Source organism: Rhodovulum kholense, from assembly GCF_003053725.1.
Taxonomy (GTDB): Bacteria; Pseudomonadota; Alphaproteobacteria; order Rhodobacterales; family Rhodobacteraceae; genus Rhodovulum; species Rhodovulum kholense.
This window is the reverse complement of sequence record NZ_QAYC01000009.1, coordinates 1-19379: the sequence shown is the minus strand read 5'-3', so window position 1 is coordinate 19379 and position 19379 is coordinate 1. Positions and strand designations below refer to the sequence as shown.

23 protein-coding genes are annotated in these 19379 nt (G+C 65.0%); 14 read left to right on the top strand and 9 right to left on the bottom strand.

What is annotated here, in order from left to right; all coding sequences use genetic code 11:
* The first annotated feature begins 17 nt into the window (after positions 1–17).
* Genes flgC through C8N38_RS12505 form a run of 8 tightly spaced genes read left to right on the top strand, consistent with a single transcriptional unit; the run spans position 18 to position 4258 of the window.
* A complete protein-coding gene (flgC, locus tag C8N38_RS12540) occupies positions 18–410 on the top strand; it encodes a flagellar basal body rod protein FlgC (protein WP_075784565.1) in 393 nt (130 codons plus the stop codon).
* Between the two features lie 11 nt (positions 411–421).
* A complete protein-coding gene (fliE, locus tag C8N38_RS12535; protein ID WP_108027527.1) occupies positions 422–712 on the top strand; it encodes a flagellar hook-basal body complex protein FliE in 291 nt (96 codons plus the stop codon).
* A 4-nt stretch (positions 713–716) separates the two neighbouring features.
* Positions 717–983 carry a flagellar biosynthetic protein FliQ gene (locus C8N38_RS12530; RefSeq protein WP_075784567.1) on the top strand — a complete coding sequence of 89 codons (267 nt, stop codon included), beginning with the start codon at positions 717–719 and terminating at the stop codon, positions 981–983.
* Between the two features lie 3 nt (positions 984–986).
* Complete coding sequence (locus C8N38_RS12525; RefSeq protein WP_108027526.1) at positions 987–1709, top strand: flagellar hook-basal body complex protein; 723 nt, start codon at positions 987–989, stop codon at positions 1707–1709.
* Positions 1710–1728: 19 nt separating this feature from the next.
* Positions 1729–2514: a flagellar basal-body rod protein FlgG gene (gene flgG / locus C8N38_RS12520; protein WP_108027525.1), complete on the top strand. Its 786-nt coding sequence runs from the start codon at positions 1729–1731 to the stop codon at positions 2512–2514.
* On the top strand, positions 2514–2951 hold the full coding sequence (gene flgA / locus C8N38_RS12515) for a flagellar basal body P-ring formation chaperone FlgA (RefSeq protein WP_108027524.1): 438 nt from the start codon (positions 2514–2516) through the stop codon (positions 2949–2951). The genes flgG and flgA overlap by 1 nt, the downstream gene beginning before the upstream one ends.
* A 15-nt stretch (positions 2952–2966) precedes the next feature.
* Positions 2967–3704, top strand: coding sequence for a flagellar basal body L-ring protein FlgH (gene flgH / locus C8N38_RS12510; protein ID WP_108027523.1), 738 nt, complete (start codon positions 2967–2969; stop codon positions 3702–3704).
* Between the two features lie 8 nt (positions 3705–3712).
* On the top strand, positions 3713–4258 hold the full coding sequence (locus C8N38_RS12505) for a flagellar basal body-associated FliL family protein (protein ID WP_108027522.1): 546 nt from the start codon (positions 3713–3715) through the stop codon (positions 4256–4258).
* Positions 4259–4278: 20 nt separating this feature from the next.
* Here the strand turns inward: C8N38_RS12505 and C8N38_RS12500 are convergent, their stop codons facing one another.
* The 9 genes from C8N38_RS12500 to C8N38_RS12460 all read right to left on the bottom strand — a co-directional run bounded on the left by C8N38_RS12500 (position 4279) and on the right by C8N38_RS12460 (position 13991).
* Positions 4279–4626, bottom strand: coding sequence for a hypothetical protein (locus C8N38_RS12500; RefSeq protein ID WP_108027521.1), 348 nt, complete (start codon positions 4624–4626; stop codon positions 4279–4281).
* Entirely contained in the window at positions 4626–5705 is a 1080-nt protein-coding gene (locus C8N38_RS12495; protein ID WP_108027520.1) for an EscU/YscU/HrcU family type III secretion system export apparatus switch protein, read from the bottom strand. The genes C8N38_RS12500 and C8N38_RS12495 overlap by 1 nt, the downstream gene beginning before the upstream one ends.
* Complete coding sequence (locus tag C8N38_RS12490) at positions 5702–6472, bottom strand: flagellar biosynthetic protein FliR (protein WP_108027519.1); 771 nt, start codon at positions 6470–6472, stop codon at positions 5702–5704. Before C8N38_RS12490 ends, C8N38_RS12495 begins: the two co-directional genes overlap by 4 nt.
* A complete protein-coding gene (gene flhA, locus C8N38_RS12485) occupies positions 6469–8556 on the bottom strand; it encodes a flagellar biosynthesis protein FlhA (RefSeq protein ID WP_108027518.1) in 2088 nt (695 codons plus the stop codon). The genes C8N38_RS12490 and flhA overlap by 4 nt, the downstream gene beginning before the upstream one ends.
* A 491-nt stretch (positions 8557–9047) precedes the next feature.
* Entirely contained in the window at positions 9048–11465 is a 2418-nt protein-coding gene (locus tag C8N38_RS12480) for a hypothetical protein (protein WP_108027517.1), read from the bottom strand.
* Positions 11462–12331, bottom strand: coding sequence for a flagellar motor stator protein MotA (gene motA / locus C8N38_RS12475; protein ID WP_108027516.1), 870 nt, complete (start codon positions 12329–12331; stop codon positions 11462–11464). The genes C8N38_RS12480 and motA overlap by 4 nt, the downstream gene beginning before the upstream one ends.
* A gap of 64 nt (positions 12332–12395) precedes the next feature.
* Positions 12396–13013, bottom strand: a complete 618-nt coding sequence (locus C8N38_RS12470; protein WP_108027515.1) for a MotE family protein — start codon at positions 13011–13013, stop codon at positions 12396–12398.
* Complete coding sequence (locus tag C8N38_RS21950; protein WP_245895734.1) at positions 13010–13471, bottom strand: hypothetical protein; 462 nt, start codon at positions 13469–13471, stop codon at positions 13010–13012. Before C8N38_RS21950 ends, C8N38_RS12470 begins: the two co-directional genes overlap by 4 nt.
* Before the next feature lie 10 nt (positions 13472–13481).
* On the bottom strand, positions 13482–13991 hold the full coding sequence (locus tag C8N38_RS12460) for a flagellar basal body-associated FliL family protein (RefSeq protein ID WP_245895732.1): 510 nt from the start codon (positions 13989–13991) through the stop codon (positions 13482–13484).
* A 78-nt stretch (positions 13992–14069) separates the two neighbouring features.
* On the opposite strand from C8N38_RS12460, the gene fliF reads away from it, so the two are divergent.
* From fliF to C8N38_RS12430, 6 genes are all read left to right on the top strand, one after another.
* On the top strand, positions 14070–15764 hold the full coding sequence (fliF, locus tag C8N38_RS12455; RefSeq protein WP_342750300.1) for a flagellar basal-body MS-ring/collar protein FliF: 1695 nt from the start codon (positions 14070–14072) through the stop codon (positions 15762–15764).
* Positions 15764–16366 (top strand): FliH/SctL family protein, encoded by a 603-nt coding sequence (locus C8N38_RS12450; protein ID WP_108027513.1) that lies wholly within the window; start codon positions 15764–15766, stop codon positions 16364–16366. Before fliF ends, C8N38_RS12450 begins: the two co-directional genes overlap by 1 nt.
* Positions 16359–16652, top strand: a complete 294-nt coding sequence (locus C8N38_RS12445; protein WP_108027512.1) for a FliM/FliN family flagellar motor switch protein — start codon at positions 16359–16361, stop codon at positions 16650–16652. The genes C8N38_RS12450 and C8N38_RS12445 overlap by 8 nt, the downstream gene beginning before the upstream one ends.
* Positions 16653–16657: 5 nt before the next feature.
* A complete protein-coding gene (gene fliP / locus C8N38_RS12440) occupies positions 16658–17395 on the top strand; it encodes a flagellar type III secretion system pore protein FliP (protein WP_108027511.1) in 738 nt (245 codons plus the stop codon).
* Positions 17396–17866: 471 nt separating this feature from the next.
* Positions 17867–18445, top strand: a complete 579-nt coding sequence (locus tag C8N38_RS12435; protein ID WP_108027510.1) for a hypothetical protein — start codon at positions 17867–17869, stop codon at positions 18443–18445.
* A 26-nt stretch (positions 18446–18471) separates the two neighbouring features.
* A partial coding sequence (locus tag C8N38_RS12430; RefSeq protein ID WP_146176270.1) for a HAMP domain-containing protein occupies positions 18472–19379 on the top strand: 908 nt, incomplete at its 3' end.

Sequence of the window (19379 nt, the reverse complement as noted above, 5' to 3'; positions counted from 1 at the left end):
AATGGTAGGAGCCTGAGATGAACGATCTTAGCCAGAGTTTCGGCCTTTCGGCCAGCGGGCTGAAAGCCCAGGCGACGCGGCTTCGGCTGGTGTCCGAGAACATCGCCAACGCCGACACGCCCGGCTATCGCCGCAAACTGACAACCTTCGAGACCCAGCTGACTTCGGACGGTCCCACCGGCGAGGTGCAGACCGGCCGGGTGACGCTCGATCAGTCGGATCTGAGCATGATCCATGACCCGTCGCATCCTTTGGCCGATGCCGAGGGCAACTATAGCGGGTCCAATGTGGATCTGGTTGTCGAGATCGCCGACGCGCGCGAGGCGCAGCGCAGTTACGAGGCGAACCTGAAAATGTTCGACCAGGCGCGGCAGATGTCCCGCGGCCTGCTCGACCTGTTGCGCCGATAGGAGAGACGGAGATGGACATGAAATCCAGCGCCGCCGCCCTTGGTTACGCCACGGCGCGCCCGGCCACCCAACCCCAGCATGCCGAAGACAGCGCCGAGAATACCTTCGCATCGGCGGCCCAGGGGCTTTCGGACACGATCCGGAACGCCGAACAGACCGCGATGTCGTCGATGACCGGCGGCGCCGATCCGCATGCTCTCGTGCAGGCGCTGGCGCAGACCGAACTGGCGATCGAGACCGCGGTGACGATCCGCGACAAGGTCGTCGAGGCCTATCAGGAAATCCTGAGGATGCCGGTCTAGCGCCATGAATGAGCTCATCTTCTACGACACCCTGCGTCAGGGCCTCTGGATCTCTGTGGTGATCTCGATGCCGATTCTGACGGCCGCGCTGGTGACCGGCGTGGCGATCGGCCTGTTTCAGGCCCTGACCTCGGTACAGGAGATGACGCTCACCTTCGTACCCAAACTTGCGGCGATCCTGATCGTGTTCTGGGTCTCGATGGCGTTCATGACCGAAACGCTGATCGGGTTCTTCACCGACCGGATCGTCCCCATGATCGCGGGGATCTGACCGATGGACAGCACCGGCTACGTCACGCTCACCCGACAATCGGGCCTGATGCGCGAGATGCAGAGCATCGCCAACAACATCGCCAACAGCTCGACGATCGGCTATCGCCGCGAGGGGCTGATCTTTTCGGAATACATCGCCGATGTCGACGGGCCGGGCGGGTCCCTGTCGATGGCCGAGGCCAATGTGCGCGTCACCGATCTGGGACAGGCGCCGCTGACGCAGACCGGAGGCACCTTCGATTTCGCCATCGAAGGCGAAGGGTTTTTCCTGCTCAACACGCCCCAGGGCCAGCGCCTGACGCGCGCCGGAAGCTTCACGCCCGATGCGGCCGGCAACCTGGTGTCGCCCGACGGCTACGCGCTGCTCGATGCCGGCGGCACCCCGGTCTTCGCGCCGCCGGATGCGGCCTCGTTCGCGGTTTCCGCCGATGGAACAGTCAGTGCAGACGGCACCCCCCTGACCCAGATCGGCATCTATCTTCCCGCCGATCCGAACGCGATGACCCATGTCGCCGGGACGCTTTTCGATCCGGGCGGGGCGCCCCAGCCGGTGGAAGATACCAGCATCCTGCAGGGCTATGTCGAACAGTCGAACGTTCAGCCGGTGACCGAGATTACCCGGATGATCGAGGTCCAGCACGCCTACGAGCTTGGCCAGAAATTCCTTGAACGCGAGGACGAGCGCGTCCGCGACGTCATCCGGACCCTCGGGTCCAGCAGCTGATTCAGAAAGGACGAATCCCATGCGCGCCCTCCAGATCGCCGCCACCGGTATGTCGGCCCAGCAGATGCGGGTCGAGGTCATCTCGAACAACCTCGCGAACATGAGCACGACGGGCTACAACGCCCGCCGCGCCGATTTCGCCGATCTTCACTACCAGCAGGCGACCCGTCCCGGGACCATCAATGCCAACGACGGCACGGTGTTGCCGACCGGCGTGCAGCTGGGGCTTGGCGTGCGTCCGGCGTCAGTGTCGGTGATTCTGTCGCAGGGGTCGCTGTCGCAGACCAATGGCGACCTCGATCTGGCCGTCGACGGCCGCGGCTATCTTGAGGTGACGTTGCCGTCGGGCCAGTCCGCCTATACCCGGGACGGTGCGCTCAAGCGCACCGGCGACGGGCTGATCGTCACCTCGGACGGCTATACGGTGGTTCCGGGCATCACCATTCCCGACGATGCCCGCAGCCTGTCGATCAACTCCGAAGGCGAGGTCTACGCGTATTTCGACGGTCAGGTCGCGGCGCAGCTTCTGGGCCAGTTCAACCTGACCATGTTCTCCAACGACAAGGGGCTCGAGGCCATCGGATCGAACCTCTTCGTCGAGACCGAGGCCTCGGGCGCGCCGATCGTGGGCACAGCCGGCGTGGACGGTTTTGGCACCCTGCGCCAGGGATACCTCGAGGACAGTTCGGTCGATGCGGTGCGCGAGATCACCGAACTGATCGAAGCCCAGCGCGGCTACGAGTTGAACGCCAAGGTCATCACCGCCGCCGACCAGATGATGAGCGCGACGACACAGGTGCGCTGATGCGAACGCTTGCCCTCCTTGCTGCCCTGGCCGCCGGGTTGCCGGTGCCCGCAGGTGCCGACATCCTGGTTGCGACCCGGTCGGTGCGGGGGCAGACGATCCTCGGCCCGGGCGATGTCGCCGTCATCGAAGGCGATGTCGTGGGGACGCTGATCGCACCCGAAGAAGCCATCGGTCAGGAAGCGCGCGTCAATCTTTATGCGGGACGCCCGATCCGCGTCACTGATGTCGGTCCGCCGGCGATCATCGAGCGCAACCAGATCGTGACCCTGCGCTTCCAGAGCGGGGGACTTGTCATCGCCGCTGATGCCCGGGCGCTCGACCGCGCCGGGGTGGGCGATGCGCTGCGGGTGATGAACCTCGCCTCGCGCAATACCGTCACCGGATTTGTCGCGCCCGACGGCAGTGTGGTCGTTGGCGCCAGCATGAAACCCTGAGGAGCCTTTCCGTCCATGAGACCCCTTGTCATTGCCCTTTGCGCCACGGCGCTGCTTGTTCCGGCCGCGTGCGACCGGCTGAAGGAGGTGGGGCGTCCCCCGTCCTTCAAGCCGGTCGAGGGCTCCAACGCCTATTATGCGATGACCGATGGCGAGACGCTGCCGATGCAGGTCGAGCGGCGCAGCCCGCTGGAAAGCTCGTCGCTCTGGTCCCATGGCCGTCAGTCGCTTCTGGGCGATCACCGGGCCGGGCGCCGCGGCGACATCCTGACCGTGGTGATCGAGATCGACGAAAAGGCCGAAATCTCGAACAGCACCTCACGCAGCCGCAGCGGTGCAACCTCGATGGGCATCCCGCAGATGCTGGGCATTCCGCAGCGGATCAACAAGGCGCTGCCTGATGGGGTCACCATGGACAACGCCGTCGAGGCGGATTCCAGTTCAAGCCACAGCGGCGACGGGTCGGTCAAGCGCAAGGAAAAGCTGACGCTCAGGATCGCGGCCACTGTCACTGACGTGCTGAATAACGGCGTCATGAAGATCGAGGGCTCGCAGGAGGTCCGGGTCAACTTCGAGATGCGCGAGCTTCTGGTCAGCGGCTATGTCCGGCCCGAGGACATCTCGCGCCAGAACGAGATCACCTATGACAAGATTGCGGCGGCCCGGATCTCTTATGGCGGCCGCGGTCAGATCATGGACGTGCAACAGCCCCGTATCGGCCATCAGATTGCCGATATCGTGCTGCCATTCTGAGACCTGAAATGGGCAAGCTTCTACCAGTCATCATCGCGGTCGTCGGTCTCGCAGTCGGAGGCGGGGCAGGGTTCCTGTTGAAACCTGCGCCCCCCCCTCCGGCTGAAACCGATCACACCGCGGCCGAAGGTGCTCCGGGGGACGGCGCGCATGCGTCGGCCGCCGAAGCTCATGGCGATGCTGCATCCTCGACCGCCGGACATGGCGCGTCGGGCGACGACGAGTCGGCAGGACCCGAATATGCCAAGCTGAGCAACCAGTTCGTCGTTCCGGTCATCCGGTCGGGTAAGGTGGCGGCGCTGGTCGTGATGTCGATCAGCCTCGAAGTTCCTTCGGGAAGCAGCGAATTCGTCTTCGAGCGAGAGCCCCGGTTGCGCGATGCCTTTCTGCAGGTCCTGTTCGATCACGCCAATGCCGGCGGTTTCGATGGCGCCTTCACCGAAAGTGGCAATCTCACTCTGCTGCGCCGGGCGCTTCTGGAAGCGTCGCAAAGCGTGCTTGGCCGGATCGTCTCCGATATCCTGATTACAGATCTGGTGCGCCAGGACGCCTGAGCGCGCATGACGGACGCGCCTCAGCGGCGGCGCGTCCGGTCGAAAAGACCGCGCAGCGCCTCGTCGCGCCCGAAGGTCCGTGCCGCCTCTTTCATCAATATCGCTTCCTGCGCCCGCGCCCGGGCCAACTGGGCATTCAGCGCGGTCCGTCGTTGCTGATGTCGAAGCATCCGGCTGCCGTCCATGACGGCTCGTACGGCAATGTCGTCATCGGCCGCCGCGCGCCGGGCCTCGTCGTCCAGCGTTTCGATGGCGGCCTCGATCCGGCGGCGGTCCTGGGCGGCCATCCGCAGCCGGCCCAGCGCTGCATCCTTCAGAATCGATCCGATCTGCATCAGGCGTTCGGGTCGGTCGTCGCGCTCTGCCATCACAGCCCCTTCGCCCTGGTCCGCATCTCTTCCGCAAAGCGGATCGCTGCGGCCACGGCCTTGTAATGTTCAGGTTTGATCTCGTCGCCGATCTCGACGCTGCCATAAAGGGCGCGGGCCGTCGGCGGGTCGCGCCGCATCGGAACCCCGGCCTCGGCCGCAACCTCGCGGATCTTCGCGGCGATTTCGTCCACTCCCTTGGCGACACAGACCGGGGCGCCACGGCTTTTTCGGTCCCATTTCAGCGCAACCGCATAATGGGTCGGGTTGACGATCACGACATCGGCATCGGCCACGTCGCGCAGCATCCGGTTGGTCGCGATGTCGACCGCGCGCTGGCGCCTTTGCTGCTTGATATGGGGGTCGCCTTCGGATTGCTTGAGCTCTTCCTTCAATTCCTCAAGCGACATGCGGTGGCGCCGGCGATGCTCGGCGACCTGCCAAAGGTAATCGATGGCGCCGATCGCGGCGGCGATGGCGACCACCACGGTCAGGAACTCCAGCGACATCCGTACGAGCTTGGCCGCAGCCATCGCCGGGGACAGGTACATCGTCCCCAGCATCTCTTCGAAGTGCTTACCGAGATAGAGCGCCAGAAGCACGGTATAAAGCGCCAGCTTGACCGTGCTTTTGGTAAACTCGAAAAGCCCGGACCGGCCGAACTTGTTCTTGGCGGTCTCGATCGGATCGATCCGCGAAAGCTTGGGCATCAGCTTGTCGGGCGCGACGACGAAGCTGCGCTGCGCAAGGATGGCCGCGAGTGCCGCAATGGCCGGGATCCCGAGCCAGGGCAAGGCGGCGAGTCCGAACTCGGCCATCAGTCCACCCGTGGGGGCAGTGCCGTGACCTCCAAGCAGCATTGGGGCCAGGCGGTCGGCCTGGCCGATCATGCCCGCGCCGAGTTCTCCCATGCGGATCAGGCTGGCGCCGCCCAAAGCCATCGCAGTAATGGCGAAACCGGCATAGACCGCGGCGGTATTGATATCGACCGACCGCGCGATCTCGCCCTTGCGGCGTGCGTCGTCGAGCTTTTTCTGTGTCGGCTCGAACTGCTTGTCGCCGGGGTCCTCGTCGCTCATCCACCCGCTCCGAATGGGGCGGCGAAGACCGTCAACAGCCGATCCTGCCAGAAAGTCAGCATCGGCGGCAGCGCGAGCAGCAAGATGATCAACCCGCCAGCGGTGATAGCCGGGGCGCCGACGAAGGCGACCATCAGCTGGGGCATGGCCTTGTTGATGACGCCAAGCGCCAGATTATAGATCAGCGAGGCAATGACGAAGGGCATGGCCAGCGTCGCGGCCAGGGCGAAGCCCCTGGCGATGCTGCCGGTGCCCCAATCCGCCAGGGTGCCCGCGTCGGGAAACCGGCCCGCGGGCAGCAGGTCATAGGACAGGATCATCGCCTCGGCCGCGCGGACGTGAAGCCCCGACATCACCGCAAGCGTCAGCCCTGCCATCAGCATCAGCCGCCCCATGGCCGGTTGCGGGTCCATCGATGCGGCGCCAAGGATCTGGGACAGCGACGTGGCTTGCGCGGCGATCTCGCCCGCCATCTGCAGCGCGAGGATCATCATCCGCAGCACCAGCCCCAGCGCCAGGCCGATCACGGTCTCGGTCGCGAAGGATATCGCCAGCGAGGGCGGCGCCTCGATGAGCCACGGTGCGACCGCCGGGGCCACGACCGCGGTAAAGGCAAGCGCAAGGCCAAGTCGCACCCGGGTGGGCACGGCCCGCTCGCCGAAGGCGGGCAGCATGGCCATGATCGCGCCGACCCTCAGGAAGACGAGGAACGTCGCGATCGCCAGAGGCCGCCAGATCTCGAGCGCCGGGGCCAGTTCGAGGCTCATGCCGCGACCATGCCGACCAGCGCCGGGCGCGAATTGGTGCCGATTTCCTCGAAGGACAGGACCGGTGCCGCGATGCCCTTGGCGGACAGCGCCATCTGCAGGAAACGACGGCGGCGGCCCGAGGTGGCGATCACCGGGAAGATGCCGTTCTCGCCCGCCTTGGCCAGTTTTTCCGAAACCGCGCTGGCCAGGCGGTTGAAATCTTCGGGGGGCAGGGCGACGTCGGGCACCCCGGTCTCGCCGCCCACCTGATAGGTCGAAAAGCGTGACTCCCATTCCGGCGAAAGTTGCAGAAGCGGCAGGGTTCCATCCTCGCGGCGATGTTCGGCCACCAGTTGGAAACCGAGGCGGCGGCGCACATGTTCGCAGATCGATTCGGCACCGACATGGCTTGGACGGGCCTCGGCGATGGCTTCGAGGATCAGCGGCATGTTGCGGATCGAGACCCGCTCGTCCAGCAGCAGCCTCAGGACGGCCAGCAGCAGGTCCGGCGGAACCTTGTCGGGCACCAGATCGTCGATCATCCGGCGGTTGGCCTGCGCCCGGGTCTGATCGGACAGGTTCTTCAACTCGTCGAAGATCTGGCGCAGGGCCTTGTTGGTCAGGAGCCGTGCGAAGTTGTTCTTGATGACTTCCAGAAGATGGGTCGCCAGCACTTCGGAAGCGTTGACGACTGTCACGCCCTGCAGGGCAAGTTCCTCGCGTCGATCCGCCGACACCCAGCGCGCCGGCGCGCCATAGACCGGTTCCCGCACGTCTTCGCCCCGCGGCAGAAGCGCGATATCGCCCGCCTGCAATGCCAGAACCTGATCGGGCCGCAGCCGGTCCCGGGCCTGCTCAACCCCCTGGATCCGCACGACATATGTGCCCGGAGGCAAGGCGCCGTTGTCGGTCAGGCGCATCTCGGGCAGGATCAATCCGTAGCTTTCGGCCACGTGCCGCCGCATCGAGACGATCCGGGCCTCGATCCCGGTCGACGGATCGAGCACCATGCCGACCAGGTCGGGGGCGAATTCCAGGTGGATGTCGTCAAGGTCGAGCAGGTCGCCCATGCGGTTTGCCGGTTCCATCTTTTCGGCCACCTCGGGTTTGGCGGCCTTCGCGGCCTCGCGCTGAATCGCGCGCCAGCGGGTGAAGGACGCGATCCCAAGCACGAGGCTGCCGGCGATGAAGGGCACGAAGGGCAGGCCGGGCACCAGAGCGAAGAGGCCCAGCAGCACCGATACCGTGCCGAGCGCCGCCGGATGCTTGCCGAGCTGGTTGAAAACCGCGAAATCGGCAGTGCCGGTGGTGCCGCCCCGCGACAGCAGAAGGGCCGCAGCGATCGAGATGATCACCGCCGGAATCTGGCTGACGAGGCCGTCGCCGACGGTGAGGATGGCGTAGGTCTCGAAGGCACGACCAATCGGCATTCCATGCATGATCACGCCGATTGCGAGTCCCATCAACAGGTTGAGGAGGGTGATCAGCAGGCCGGCCACCGCGTCGCCCTTGACGAATTTCGACGCACCGTCAAGCGAGCCGAAGAACGTTGTCTCGGCCTGTTCGCGTTCGCGGCGCGCCTTGGCTTCGGCATGGTCGATGGCGCCGGCGGCCATGTCGCTGTCAATGGCAAGCTGTTTGCCAGGCATCCCGTCAAGGGCGAAGCGCGCTCCGACCTCGGCCATCCGCCCCGCGCCCTTGGTGATGACGATGAAGTTCACGATCATCAGCACCCCGAACACCACGAGCCCGAGGAAGACGTTGCCGCCCATGACAAACATGGCGAACCCCTCGATCACGTCGCCCGCCGCGCCGGTGCCGGTGTGGCCCTGGCCGATGATGAGCTTGGTCGAGGACACGTTCAACGACAGCCGCAGCATCAGCGATGCCAGCAGGATCGTCGGGAAGGACGAGAAATCGAGCGGGCGTTCGATGAAAAGCGTAACCGTGAAGATCAGGATCGCGATCGAGAACGAGGCGGCGAGGCCTATGTCGAGAACCCAGGCGGGCATCGGAAGGACCATCATGACGATGATCGCCATAAGGGCGAGGGCCATCAGGATGGTCGGACGGAACATCTCGGAAATCGAAAAGCCGGGCATGGGTCAGATCCCTTTCGGGCGGAAAAGCGGCAGATCGCCGGGCTTTCGGAAGCCATACGTCATGGGCTTGGAGCGGTGCCGATCCGTTTGCGACGACGTGATGGGGCTTGCGATCTCAAAGCTGGAAACGGGTCGGCACCGTCTTGTGCCGGTCCCTGGTCCACTCGCTGGACCTTTCGTCTTGGACCGGCCAGAAAGATGCGGGGCAAATTGCGCTGGCATTGGGCCGGGGTGTCCGTCAGGGACAGCTCCGGTCAGTTGCAGGAAAATTGCCCGTCGAGGCGGCTGTCGGCGCGCTTGTGACGGTCCGGTGCAGGTCATTGTTTCGCGGCCATCTGGCACGCGCAGCCAAGGAACATGTGCCATTCTGGCCCACTCAATTCGTTCTAACTTTTAGCCAGCCTATGGGGTAGGAATTGACAAAGGCTGAATGTCTGCGCTCCAGTTCCGGTCAGTTCCGGTCAGTTCCGGTCAGTTCCGGTCAGTTCCGGTCAGTTCCGAGCGGCCGGGCGGTCCAGAAGAGCCTTCAGCCGATCGCGCATTGTTTCGCTTGCGCCAAGTGCATCGCGGGCGACCGCGAGGCTCGGTTCGTCGGAGATCGGCGCAGGTTCCTGTTCGCGCCGGGTCTGGACGAAAGCGCGTTCTTCCGGCCCCCCGAAGGTTTCGACACCGGTCCAGTCGCGCGCGCGCCAGGCCATTGCCGATTGCGCTTCGGAATCACCCGCTGCGCCAAGAAAGTCGGCCGCCGACTGAAGATTGCCCTGCCGTTGAGCGATCTGGGCGCGCAGTTCGTCGGCTTCTGCCGTTTCGATGCCCGCAAGGTACTGCTGGGCTTCTCCTGCGCGCGCCTGTGCAAGGGCAAGACGGGCGCGGACCAGGCGTTCGCGTGTGGTTCCTCTGGGCGTCACGGGCTGAAGGATCGTGGACGCGCGGTCCGGGAAACCCGTCTTGGTCAGCCGATCCGCTACGGACAAACGTGCTTCGGAGTCGGCGGAAAGATCGGGAAGCGTCATCGCGCCGGCATAGACTTCGCGCATGAAGGCTTCGTCCGAACCTCGCTGTGTGAGTTCTTCGAGCAGTTCTGAAGCCAGTTCCGTCTGGGCCTCAAGGCCGTGATGGGCCAGCATGGCGAAAGCTGTTTCAAAATCGCCCCGAGCGCCGTAGCCCCGGATCGCGAGCGTCAGCAGTCGTGTACCGCTCGCCGTCCCGCGGCGCTCGAAGGCGAGCGATTCAGCGAGCTTTAACGAATCGACCGAGGGAACCTGGCCGCGGCCAAGTCCGGTTTCGATCTGGAGGGCGAGAGCGTCTGCCGTGCCCTGGCCTCCGGAGGAAACGACTTCCTCGATCTTGCGGTCGGCCTTGTCGTCGGCGCCGCGGGCAAGTTCGATCTGCGCCTCGACGATGGTGAGATCTTCGGTGCGCCCTCTCTCGCCGGTACGCGCCACTGCATTCCGGATCTGCAGGGCGGTCGCCTGATCGCCGGCGGCCAGAAACCGTTCAGCCAGCGTCGGACCGAGATGGCGGCGGATATGGATCGGAAGTTCGGAGAAGCTTTCCAGCAAGGCGGTGCGATCGAGATCCGACAGATCGCCCAGTACGGGCCTTGCCAGCGCCGCCCAGAGCGCCGCACGAGTTGGGCAGGACATCTGCCCGTCGAACAACTCGGGGTTATCCGCCTGGCCGTTATCCACAATTGCAGCCAGTTCGCGCAGCAAGGGCACGTCGGGCGCGTCGGTCCCGGCCACGTTCAGGACCGCGCGGGCTTCTGCTCCGAACCCGAAGGCGATATAGGCTTGGGCAAGGCCAACGGCACCCGCCGGATCTGTGGCATCCCGCATGTCAAGAAGCGCCGCGCGCTTTTCGGCAAGGACCTCGCCCGGCGTGCGATCCCCGCCCCATCCATTCAGATCGAATTTGCTGTCGGACAGACACCGCGTGCCGTCGGCTGCGATAGGGTCTTCGCCCGAGGGAAAGTCCAGCCCGAGATCCATGCTGGTTTCGACCCGCATGTTGCGCCAATCGGAGGGCGCATGATGTTCGGTCTCGGGCGTTTCCGCCTGTCCATGCTCCGCGGCGCCCTGGTCGGGCGTGGTCGCATCGCCATGGGGTTCATTGGACGCGTGCGACTCCTCCACCGAGGGGATGTCGACCGCGGGTTCAAGAAGACCCTGTGCCGTGGCACGCCCGATCTGCTTCATCAGTTCCGACTGCATCATCGCGACGCGGGGATCGGTTTCGGCGGGCGGGATTTCCGGCTCTAGCAATTTCTCGACCATCGCCGCCGGAGGCTTGATTCCGGTCGAAGACGAAAGCGGCGACCTGAGTTCCAGATCGATCGGAAGGCGCAGAGCCGCGCTATCGGTGCGTTCGGCCGGTGGCGGCGCAGGGGTGGCAGCGGTCGCGGGGTCGTCGTCTTGAGTCTCGGTGTCGGGGGGCGCCGCGGGCTCGGGGAGGGCCGCCGACTGGGGCGGTTCCGGCGCCAGGGACGGGGGAGAGGCCGGCTCTGAAACGGGAGGCAGAAGTGCGGTTTCGAACGGAGAGCCGTCCGGGGCCGGCCCGGTCCGGAAATCGAGCACGAGAACCCCCGGGCGCAGTTCGAAGGCCTCGACGTGAGCATCTGCACCCACGCGGAGCGAGACGAGGCCAGGCGCGACCAGTGCCGCGTCGGCGAGACGCTGGCGCGGCATCCGGTCGAAGACGCCGCTCAGGTCGAACCGCAGGCCGGGATTGTCGAATTTCAGCAGATAACCGTCCGGTCCGCGTCCAAGCGCCCAGGCCTGGGGCGCGTCGGTTTCGAACACGAGGCGCGAATAGTCGGGGTGCTCGCCAGACCGGATCTCGACCTGCTGGGCGAACGCCGGCGGCCCTGCAAGCAGGGCCAAGGCAAGTACGACGTGCCGGGCCTTCATGCCGCCTCCTGTTTCGAGGCCTTGAGGGCCTCTTCCAGTTCGGAGAAGCTGGGACGGCTGCCGCCGGGGGTGTTCTGTCTGCCAACCTCGATGCAGATCGCCGGCGGGTGATTGTGCAGGTTGGCGACAAGAACCTCGCGGATCAGCAGATAGAAATGCGCGTCTTCCTCGACCACGACCTTCAGCTTGGACGCGAACGGCCCCATGAAACCGTAGGCGAGGAACACGCCCAGAAACGTTCCGACCAACGCACCACCGATCATTTTGCCCAGCACTTCCGGGGGCTGATCGATCGAGCCCATGGTCTTGATCACGCCCAGCACGGCGGCGACGATGCCGAGAGCGGGCAGGGCGTCGGCAACGGACTGCAGGGCGTGGCTTGAGTGCATCGAGTGGTGAAGATGCGCCTCAAGGCGTTTTTCAAGGACTTCCTCCACCTGATGGGGATCGTCGTAGTTCATCCCGGCGGCACGGAGCGTATCGCAGATCAGATCGACGGCCTCGTGATCGGCCACGATCTTGGGATAGCGACCGAAGATTGCCGAGTCGGCAGGCGCCTCGATATGGGTTTCCAGTTCCAGCGGGTTCTGACGGGCGACGCGAATCAGTTCGAACAGCAGGCACAGCAGATCGCGATAGTCGTCAGGCTTCCAGTGGGGGCCCTTGAACACCTTTCCGATATCCTTGATCGTGTGCTTGATGGCGGCCATGTCGTTGCTGATCACGAAAGCACCTGCTGCGGCGCCGCCGATCATCGCGAACTCGAAGGGCAGCGAATGCAGGATGATGCCCATCTTGCCGCCTGCCATTACGTAGCCGCCGAACACCATCACGAAGATGAGAATGATCCCGACGATACCAATCATGGATGGTGCTCCGCTACTCTGACCTTGTTCGGGACAGTCTCAGACCCGAGTTAACAAGGTGTGGTTACTCTTTGGGGGCGCGGGCGTTCCGTCCCGCCAGGATCACACTGATCGAATAGGCGACGTTCGGATCGAGGCCGGACATCACCGCGGCAGCGAGATCGGGACGCATTCGCCCGAGGAATCCTGCCGCGAATTCCGGGTCCATCTGCGCGAAAAGCGCCGATGCCTCCTCGGGCTTCATGCTTTCGTAGACGGCGGTCAGGCGCGCGACGTCGTTCTCGGCCGCCTGATCGGCCAGCGCGAGGGTCGATTTCAACGAATCCTCGGCGGCCTGAAGCGATGCCATCTGCTTTGATATTTCTTCGCCTGCGATATCCAGCGTTGCGGCCCGGTCGTCGAGCTCGGCTTCGCGCGCGTCCAGTTCGGCCGCGCGGGTCTTCAGAGCGTTCAGCAGATCCGCAATGTCCGCGGGGGGCGGGCAGGGATCGGCCGCGGACCCATGGTCTGCGGCCCCGCCGTGGTCGGAGGCTGCGGCATGTTCGGCCATGCCCCGCAATTCCTGCGCCAGGGCCTGCGCGGTGCCGTCGCCGAAGCGGATCAGGCCGGAGGCCAGAAACAGTCCGGCGACAACCGGCAGAACGGCGCCGCTGGCCCGTTTCGATCGCGAGGACTTCGTCATTCAGCGGCCTCCCGTGCGTTGCGGCGGAACAGGACCGTGGGTTCGGTGTCGCCGGTCTCGGCCGAAGCCGGGGCGGCGGGCTTCGGGGCGGCCGTCTGGGGGGCGGCCGGTCTCGGCGCTTCTGCGGCGGGCGCGGGCTGCGAGGCTTTCCGGGTGGCGTCGGAGACAGCGTCGTCGGGCAGGTCATGCATTGCCGCGACAAGAAGCTCGAGCCTTCGTGCGACATCTTCGGCGCGGCCGGTCAGGCCTTCGAGACTGTCGGTCGAACTTTTCGCCGAGAACTGGGCGCCCTTGAGGACCTTGGTCATGTCGTCGACCTGTGCCGACAGGACGGCAATCGCACCGCCCATGCCCTTTTCCAGGTCATTTAAACGCCGCAGTCGTCTCGCCAGGACATAGCAATAGAGCGTCGCTCCGAGTGCCCCGGCAATGAGCAGGATGTCCGAGATCAGCGCCATGGGATTCTCCTCAGTTCAGCACGAATTCGGTGATAAGCAGATCGCGCACCCGGTCGTCGCCGGTGACGAGCTGCACCCGCCGCAGCATTTGCGCGCGGAGGGTAATGAGCATGGTCGGGTCTTCGAGCTCGGCCATGTCGACCGCCCTCAGGTAGCTGTTCAGCACGTCGAGGACGCGGGGCATCAGCAACGTCACTTCCTGCTGATAGGCGGGCCCGACTTCCAGCTGGGCTTCGAAGCGAAGGTGACGGCTCTGGGCGTCGGGCCCGAGCGAGATGATCATCTGTTCGATCGGAACGAACGCCACGTCGAGCGGCGCCGATTCGGCCCCATGGGCGCCCTCTTTTCCGCCAGCGCCATGTCCCGCATCGGCCCCGGCATCGCCCCCGAGAATCATGCCCGAATACAACGCAAAGAAAGCCCCGCCTCCCAGGATGAGAGCAAGCGCGACCCCGATGATAAGGGGCTTCTTTGAGGATTTTGCGGGTTCTTCCGCTTCGGCCATATCGGTCGCAGCCATGTCCTGGGCTCCTTCTGTGTCCCTCCCTCTATAGCCGGATGAGGGCTAACCGATTGTTAAGCCGGGCCTGCGAAGGATGTGCGGCAGAAACGGGGCAGAAGCCCCCCCCGGAATGGGAGAACTCAGTTGCAGCAGCTGTTGTCCGTTTGGACCGGGCTGAGCCCACGCAGAAGGCTGGTCGTGGTCATCGCCACCGTCGCCATGTTTGCGGCCGTACTGGCGCTGTCGCGCGTCGCCACGTCGCCTCGCATGGCCTTGCTATATTCCGGGCTCGATACTTCGGCCGCAGGGGACGTGATCCGCGCGCTCGACCAGACGGGGGTCGCCTACGAGGTGCGGGGGCCGGCCATCTATGTCGACAGCAGCCAGCGCGACTCGCTGCGGATGACACTGGCCAGCGACGGGCTGCCGGCCAACGGATCGGCGGGCTATGAACTGCTTGACGGGCTGTCGGGCTTTGGCACGACATCGCAGATGTTCGATGCGGCATACTGGCGCGCCAAGGAAGGCGAACTCGCGCGTACCATCGCCGGCAATTCTCAGTTCCGGACGGCGCGCGTGCATATCGCCACCCCAAGCGCGCGCCCCTTCGCCCGCGACGTGCAGCCCTCGGCCGCGGTCACCGTGACCCCGTCCGGCGGGTCGATTTCCGCGGCCCAGGCGAAGGCGATCCGTTACCTGGTGGCCTCCAGCGTCTCGGGCATGAGGCCCGAGGACGTGTCGGTGATCGACGGGACCACCGGGACTGTTGTCGCTGACGAATCGAGTATTGCCGCCGCGGGCGACGACCGTGCCGAGATCCTCAAGGGGCGGCTGGAGCGTCTGCTTTCCGCGAGGCTCGGACCCGGTCGCTCCATCGTCGAGGTCAGTGTCGATACCGAAACCCAGCGCGAGTCGATCCGCGAACGGATCATCGATCCCGAGGGCCGTGTCGCGATCAGCCAGAACAACCAGCAGCGGCAATCCACCTCCAGCGACACCAATGGCGGCGCGGTCACCGTGGCCAGCAACCTGCCGAACGGTGCGGGGAACTCGGACCGGTCGTCCCAGCACAAGGAAACCGAGACCCAGGAAGTGGTCAATTACGAAGTCTCCGAAACCGAACGCGAGATCCTGCGCGCGCCGGGCGCGATCCGGCGCCTGAGCATCGCTGTTCTGGTCGAGGGCGTGACTTCGACTGCTGCGGACGGCACCGAGACCTGGCAGCCGCTGCCCGATGCCGACCTCGAGTCGCTGCGCGAACTGATCGCCTCGGCGGCGGGGTTCGACGAACAGCGCGGCGACGCGCTGACCATCAAGTCGATGCCCTTCCAGCCGCTCGCTGAAGAGGGCACCGGCCCGCAAAGCAGTCTCTTTGGCGAGTTCACGCTCGATCCGCTGACGCTGATCCAGCTGGCGGTGCTGTCCGTGGTCGCGCTGATCCTCGGTCTCTTCGTCGTCCGTCCCATCCTGGCCAGCAACGGCAGGGCCGGAGTTGCCGGATTGCCCGCGCCGGTCGGAGGCGCCGACCAGACCTGGCTCAATGGCGAGATCGATCCGGCCGACGGTCCGCAGGACGATCTTGGCGGGCTGCCTGGCGATCTCGGGCTACCTGCGATGACCATGGCCTCGATCGATCCGTCGGACTTCTCGGACGAACCTCTGGGCATGGACGGCTTCGGCGGCGGCAGCGACAGCCCGGTCGACCGTCTGCGCGATCTGATCGAAAGCCGCCGCGACGAGTCCATTGCGATCCTGCGCGGCTGGATGGAAGAGCGGCAGGAGAAGGCGTGATGTCACGGTTGCTGCTGGAGGATTTCTCTAATCACGGCGCCAGGCCCAAGGTCGAGCGCGAGCCCGACCTGCCGGTCGAGGACACCCAGCAGGTCCGGCTCGACGCCTATGAAGAAGGTTACCGGGCGGGTTGGGACGATGCCACTGCCGCCGAGGCGGAATCGCGCGCGCGGATCGGCGCGGATTTCGAGAAGACTCTGCAGGACCTGTCGTTCAGCTATCATGAGGCGCGCACCCATGTGATGGAGGCGCTGGAGCCGCTTCTGACCGCGATGGTCGAGCGTGTCCTGCCCGAGCTCGCGCGACACGGGTTCGCCCGCAAGGTCGTCGAGATTGCACTTGAACTGGCCGAGGCCGAGGCCAACGCGCCGCTTCAGCTTCGGGTCTGTCCGGAAAATCGCGACGCGCTCGAAGAGCTTGCGGGGGCCGATCCCGGCCTGCCGCTGCAGATCGTCGACGATGCGACCCTTGGGCCCGGGCAGGCGCTGCTTCGCGGCGGGGCCGGGGAACGCGAGATCGACATTGATGGCATGCTGGCGGCAATCCGCAGCGCGCTGAACGACTTCATGACCACCGAAGAGGAGGCACGCCGCCATGGCTGATACATCTTCCGACGCGCCGGGCGAAGGCCTCGGTGCAAAGTTCCTCGATCAGGTTCCGATCGAGATCACCGTTTCGGTCGGCAAGGCCCGCCCGCTGCTGCGCGATCTGCTGCAGATCGACCGCGGCGGGGTGCTGCCGCTCGACCGCCGGATCGACGACCCGGTCGAGCTCTATATCGGCGACCGGCTGATTGCCCGCGGCGAGCTCCAGGAGGTCGAAGGCGCCCAGGCCGGGCAGATCGCCGTGCGCCTGACGGAAATCATCGACACCGTCTCGGGGGCCTGACCGCTATGCTCAAGCGCCTGCTGCCGGCCGTTCTGATCCTGCTTGCCCTGGCCGTGCCGGCCCAGGCGCAGGAAATCTCGATCTCGCTGGGCGAGGGCGGGTCGCTGGCCGGGCGCGGGGTCCAGATGATCCTGCTGGTGACCGTGCTCAGCCTGGCGCCCGGCCTGGCGATCATGCTCACCTGCTTTCCCTTCATCGTGACGGTCCTGTCTCTGTTGCGGCAGGCCATCGGGCTGCAACAGTCGCCGCCCAACATGCTGATTGTCAGCCTGGCGATGTTCCTGACCTATTTCGTGATGGAGCCGACCTTCACCCAGGCCTGGCAGGCCGGTGTGGTGCCGATGATGAACGAGACGCTGCCGATCGACGATGCGATCCCGCGGATCCTCGATCCGTTCCGAACCTTCATGGCGGGCCGCGCGGATGCCGACACCTACGAGCGGCTTCTGTCGCTTCGGCCGCAGGCAGATCCCACGGCGGCGATCTCGGATGCGCCGCTGTCGCTTCTGGTACCGTCCTTCATGCTCAGCGAGATCCAGAGGGCGTTCGAGATCGGGTTCCTGATCTTTCTCCCGTTCCTGATCATCGACCTCGTGGTGGCCGCGATCCTGATGTCGATGGGGATGATGATGGTGCCGCCCGCGGTGGTGGCGATGCCGTTCAAGCTGGCCTTCTTCGTCGTGGCCGACGGCTGGAGCCTGATTTCAGAAGCCCTGGTGCGGGGGTACTTCCCGGGCGGCTGAGCCGCGCCGTTGTCCCGGTTGCAAGCGTTTCATTTCTGCCCTGGCCCGTTTCCTCGGAAACGGGCCTTTCGGTTTCTGGGCGACCCAGGGGCTCCGATCATCCTTTGCATTCCTTATGAAAAGGACCGCCGATCTGGGCGAAGCCCGGGCTCCGAATCAGTCCCGAAGTCGTTTTCCTTTTTGCCATATGGCCGACGCCAGGTCGGCGGACAAACGAGTCCCGGCATTGGCCCGTGGCTCGGGAATGCCTTCGGCGTTGGTCGCTCACCCTGCGACGTTCTTGCCTGTTGGGGGTGCCATAACAATGGCTTGAAGGCCGCCTGGGCGTCATTGGGCCAGTCCGGCCGGTCACGTGAAAAACGCAATTGTGGGATGTGTCGACATGTCGCGATTAAGCTGCCGTTGGGTCTTTTCTCGTATTTCTTTAGCAACCGGGACGGTCCCGGCCGCTGCCGAAGCGAAAGGAATACCATGATCCGCACAGCCTTCTCTTTCCCGCTCCTTGCCGGCCTCCTGTTCGCGGCCCCTGCCCCCGCCGCCGATGGCGACGCTGCGATGGCGGCCTTTCTGGAAAATGCGATCCGGCCATGGGCCGCGGCGCCGGTCGTGATCGAGGCGGTCGAGGCTCAGAATGCCGTCACCGGCGGCTATTCGCAGGAAAAGATCGACGAACTCGATGCGGCTTGGCGGGCTCAACTCGACAGCGGCTCTTCGGATCTGATCTCGGCGGTCACCGACAATGCGGCGGCCGAGTTCCTGCGCAGCCAGGTGGATGCCTCGAATGGCAAGGTGACAGAAGTGATCGTGATGGATGCGCGCGGCCTCAACGTCGCGACATCGGGTGTCACCTCGGATTACTGGCAGGGCGACGAGGACAAGTACTCCATGACCTATTCGGTCGGCCCCGACGCCGTCCATTTCGGCGAGATCGAGCTGGATGAGTCAACCCAACGCTATCAGGCACAGATTTCCTTCACCCTCGTCGACCCGGACAGTGGGGCGCCCATCGGCGCGATGACCGTCGCGGTCGACGGCGCGGCCCTGTTCTGATCAACCCGGAAAAAGGAGTGGCGCCAATGCCGAACGGAGCTTCCGCCGCCCTGGCGTCCCTTCCAAGACGCTCGATTTTGATCAGAATCTCGGGATTGATCGCGGCGACGACCTTCGTTGTTGCGATCCTCCTGGCCACTTTCGCCACGCGAAGCGCGCTGGATATTGTCGGCGATGCGCTTGGCGAAGAGTTGCAGTCGATTCTTGTTGGCAGCGCCGCGAATCTGGGTCCGCATCTGCGTTTCAAGAACATCGAAGCCATCGAAGAGGACCTGAACGGTCAGCTTCAGCGCGCGGGCGACAAGGCGGTGGCGCTCGGCGTCTGGAACGCCGATGCAGAAAGCATCGCCCAGGCTGGCCCCGGGGATACAGAAGCCGCCGCCAAGTTGCAGGAAATGGCTCTCCAGGCGATTTCCTCAGGGGAAGCCGTCTTCCAAAGGGGAAGGCTTGTCCAGGTCGTGCCGGTTAAATTCGGACCCAATCAGGCAACTGTCGGAGCGGTGGGGGCTGTCTGGACTGCGCAAGGTGCAGTAACAGCCGTTTTTCGGAATGCGGCGCCAGGCATGGTCGTGACCATGGGTCTGTTCCTGGGATTGCTTTTTGCGGCCACGGCACTTTTGCGCCGCATGCTCGGCCGTCCTCTCGGCACACTCTGCGCTGCCATGGGGGACGTGGCGCGCGGGGATCTCGACAATGCAATTCCCATGACCGACCGTGCCGACGAAATCGGCGAACTCGCCCGCAGCCTCGAAAGCCTGCGTGGCGATTTGGGTCAGATGAGAGCTGCCGAAATGCGGCGCGAAGCGGCCCGGGCGGACCAGACGAAAGCGATCGAAGGTCTTGCCAGCGCGCTTCAGGCGCTGTCTGGCGGCGATCTGACGAGCCGGATCGACGAACGGTTCGCGGAGGATTACGAGCGGTTGCGGAGCGATTT

Bases quoted from the DNA above. Each gene is read 5' to 3' on its own strand.
- flgC (WP_075784565.1), top strand. From the start codon at position 18: ATGAACGATCTTAGCCAGAGTTTCGGCCTTTCGGCCAGCGGGCTGAAA.
- fliE (WP_108027527.1), top strand. From the start codon at position 422: ATGGACATGAAATCCAGCGCCGCCGCCCTTGGTTACGCCACGGCGCGC.
- C8N38_RS12530 (WP_075784567.1), top strand. From the start codon at position 717: ATGAATGAGCTCATCTTCTACGACACCCTGCGTCAGGGCCTCTGGATC.
- C8N38_RS12525 (WP_108027526.1), top strand. From the start codon at position 987: ATGGACAGCACCGGCTACGTCACGCTCACCCGACAATCGGGCCTGATG.
- flgG (WP_108027525.1), top strand. From the start codon at position 1,729: ATGCGCGCCCTCCAGATCGCCGCCACCGGTATGTCGGCCCAGCAGATG.
- flgA (WP_108027524.1), top strand. From the start codon at position 2,514: ATGCGAACGCTTGCCCTCCTTGCTGCCCTGGCCGCCGGGTTGCCGGTG.
- flgH (WP_108027523.1), top strand. From the start codon at position 2,967: ATGAGACCCCTTGTCATTGCCCTTTGCGCCACGGCGCTGCTTGTTCCG.
- C8N38_RS12505 (WP_108027522.1), top strand. From the start codon at position 3,713: ATGGGCAAGCTTCTACCAGTCATCATCGCGGTCGTCGGTCTCGCAGTC.
- C8N38_RS12500 (WP_108027521.1), bottom strand. From the start codon at position 4,626: ATGGCAGAGCGCGACGACCGACCCGAACGCCTGATGCAGATCGGATCG.
- C8N38_RS12495 (WP_108027520.1), bottom strand. From the start codon at position 5,705: ATGAGCGACGAGGACCCCGGCGACAAGCAGTTCGAGCCGACACAGAAA.
- C8N38_RS12490 (WP_108027519.1), bottom strand. From the start codon at position 6,472: ATGAGCCTCGAACTGGCCCCGGCGCTCGAGATCTGGCGGCCTCTGGCG.
- flhA (WP_108027518.1), bottom strand. From the start codon at position 8,556: ATGCCCGGCTTTTCGATTTCCGAGATGTTCCGTCCGACCATCCTGATG.
- C8N38_RS12480 (WP_108027517.1), bottom strand. From the start codon at position 11,465: ATGAAGGCCCGGCACGTCGTACTTGCCTTGGCCCTGCTTGCAGGGCCG.
- motA (WP_108027516.1), bottom strand. From the start codon at position 12,331: ATGATTGGTATCGTCGGGATCATTCTCATCTTCGTGATGGTGTTCGGC.
- C8N38_RS12470 (WP_108027515.1), bottom strand. From the start codon at position 13,013: ATGACGAAGTCCTCGCGATCGAAACGGGCCAGCGGCGCCGTTCTGCCG.
- C8N38_RS21950 (WP_245895734.1), bottom strand. From the start codon at position 13,471: ATGGCGCTGATCTCGGACATCCTGCTCATTGCCGGGGCACTCGGAGCG.
- C8N38_RS12460 (WP_245895732.1), bottom strand. From the start codon at position 13,991: ATGGCTGCGACCGATATGGCCGAAGCGGAAGAACCCGCAAAATCCTCA.
- C8N38_RS12450 (WP_108027513.1), top strand. From the start codon at position 15,764: ATGTCACGGTTGCTGCTGGAGGATTTCTCTAATCACGGCGCCAGGCCC.
- C8N38_RS12445 (WP_108027512.1), top strand. From the start codon at position 16,359: ATGGCTGATACATCTTCCGACGCGCCGGGCGAAGGCCTCGGTGCAAAG.
- fliP (WP_108027511.1), top strand. From the start codon at position 16,658: ATGCTCAAGCGCCTGCTGCCGGCCGTTCTGATCCTGCTTGCCCTGGCC.
- C8N38_RS12435 (WP_108027510.1), top strand. From the start codon at position 17,867: ATGATCCGCACAGCCTTCTCTTTCCCGCTCCTTGCCGGCCTCCTGTTC.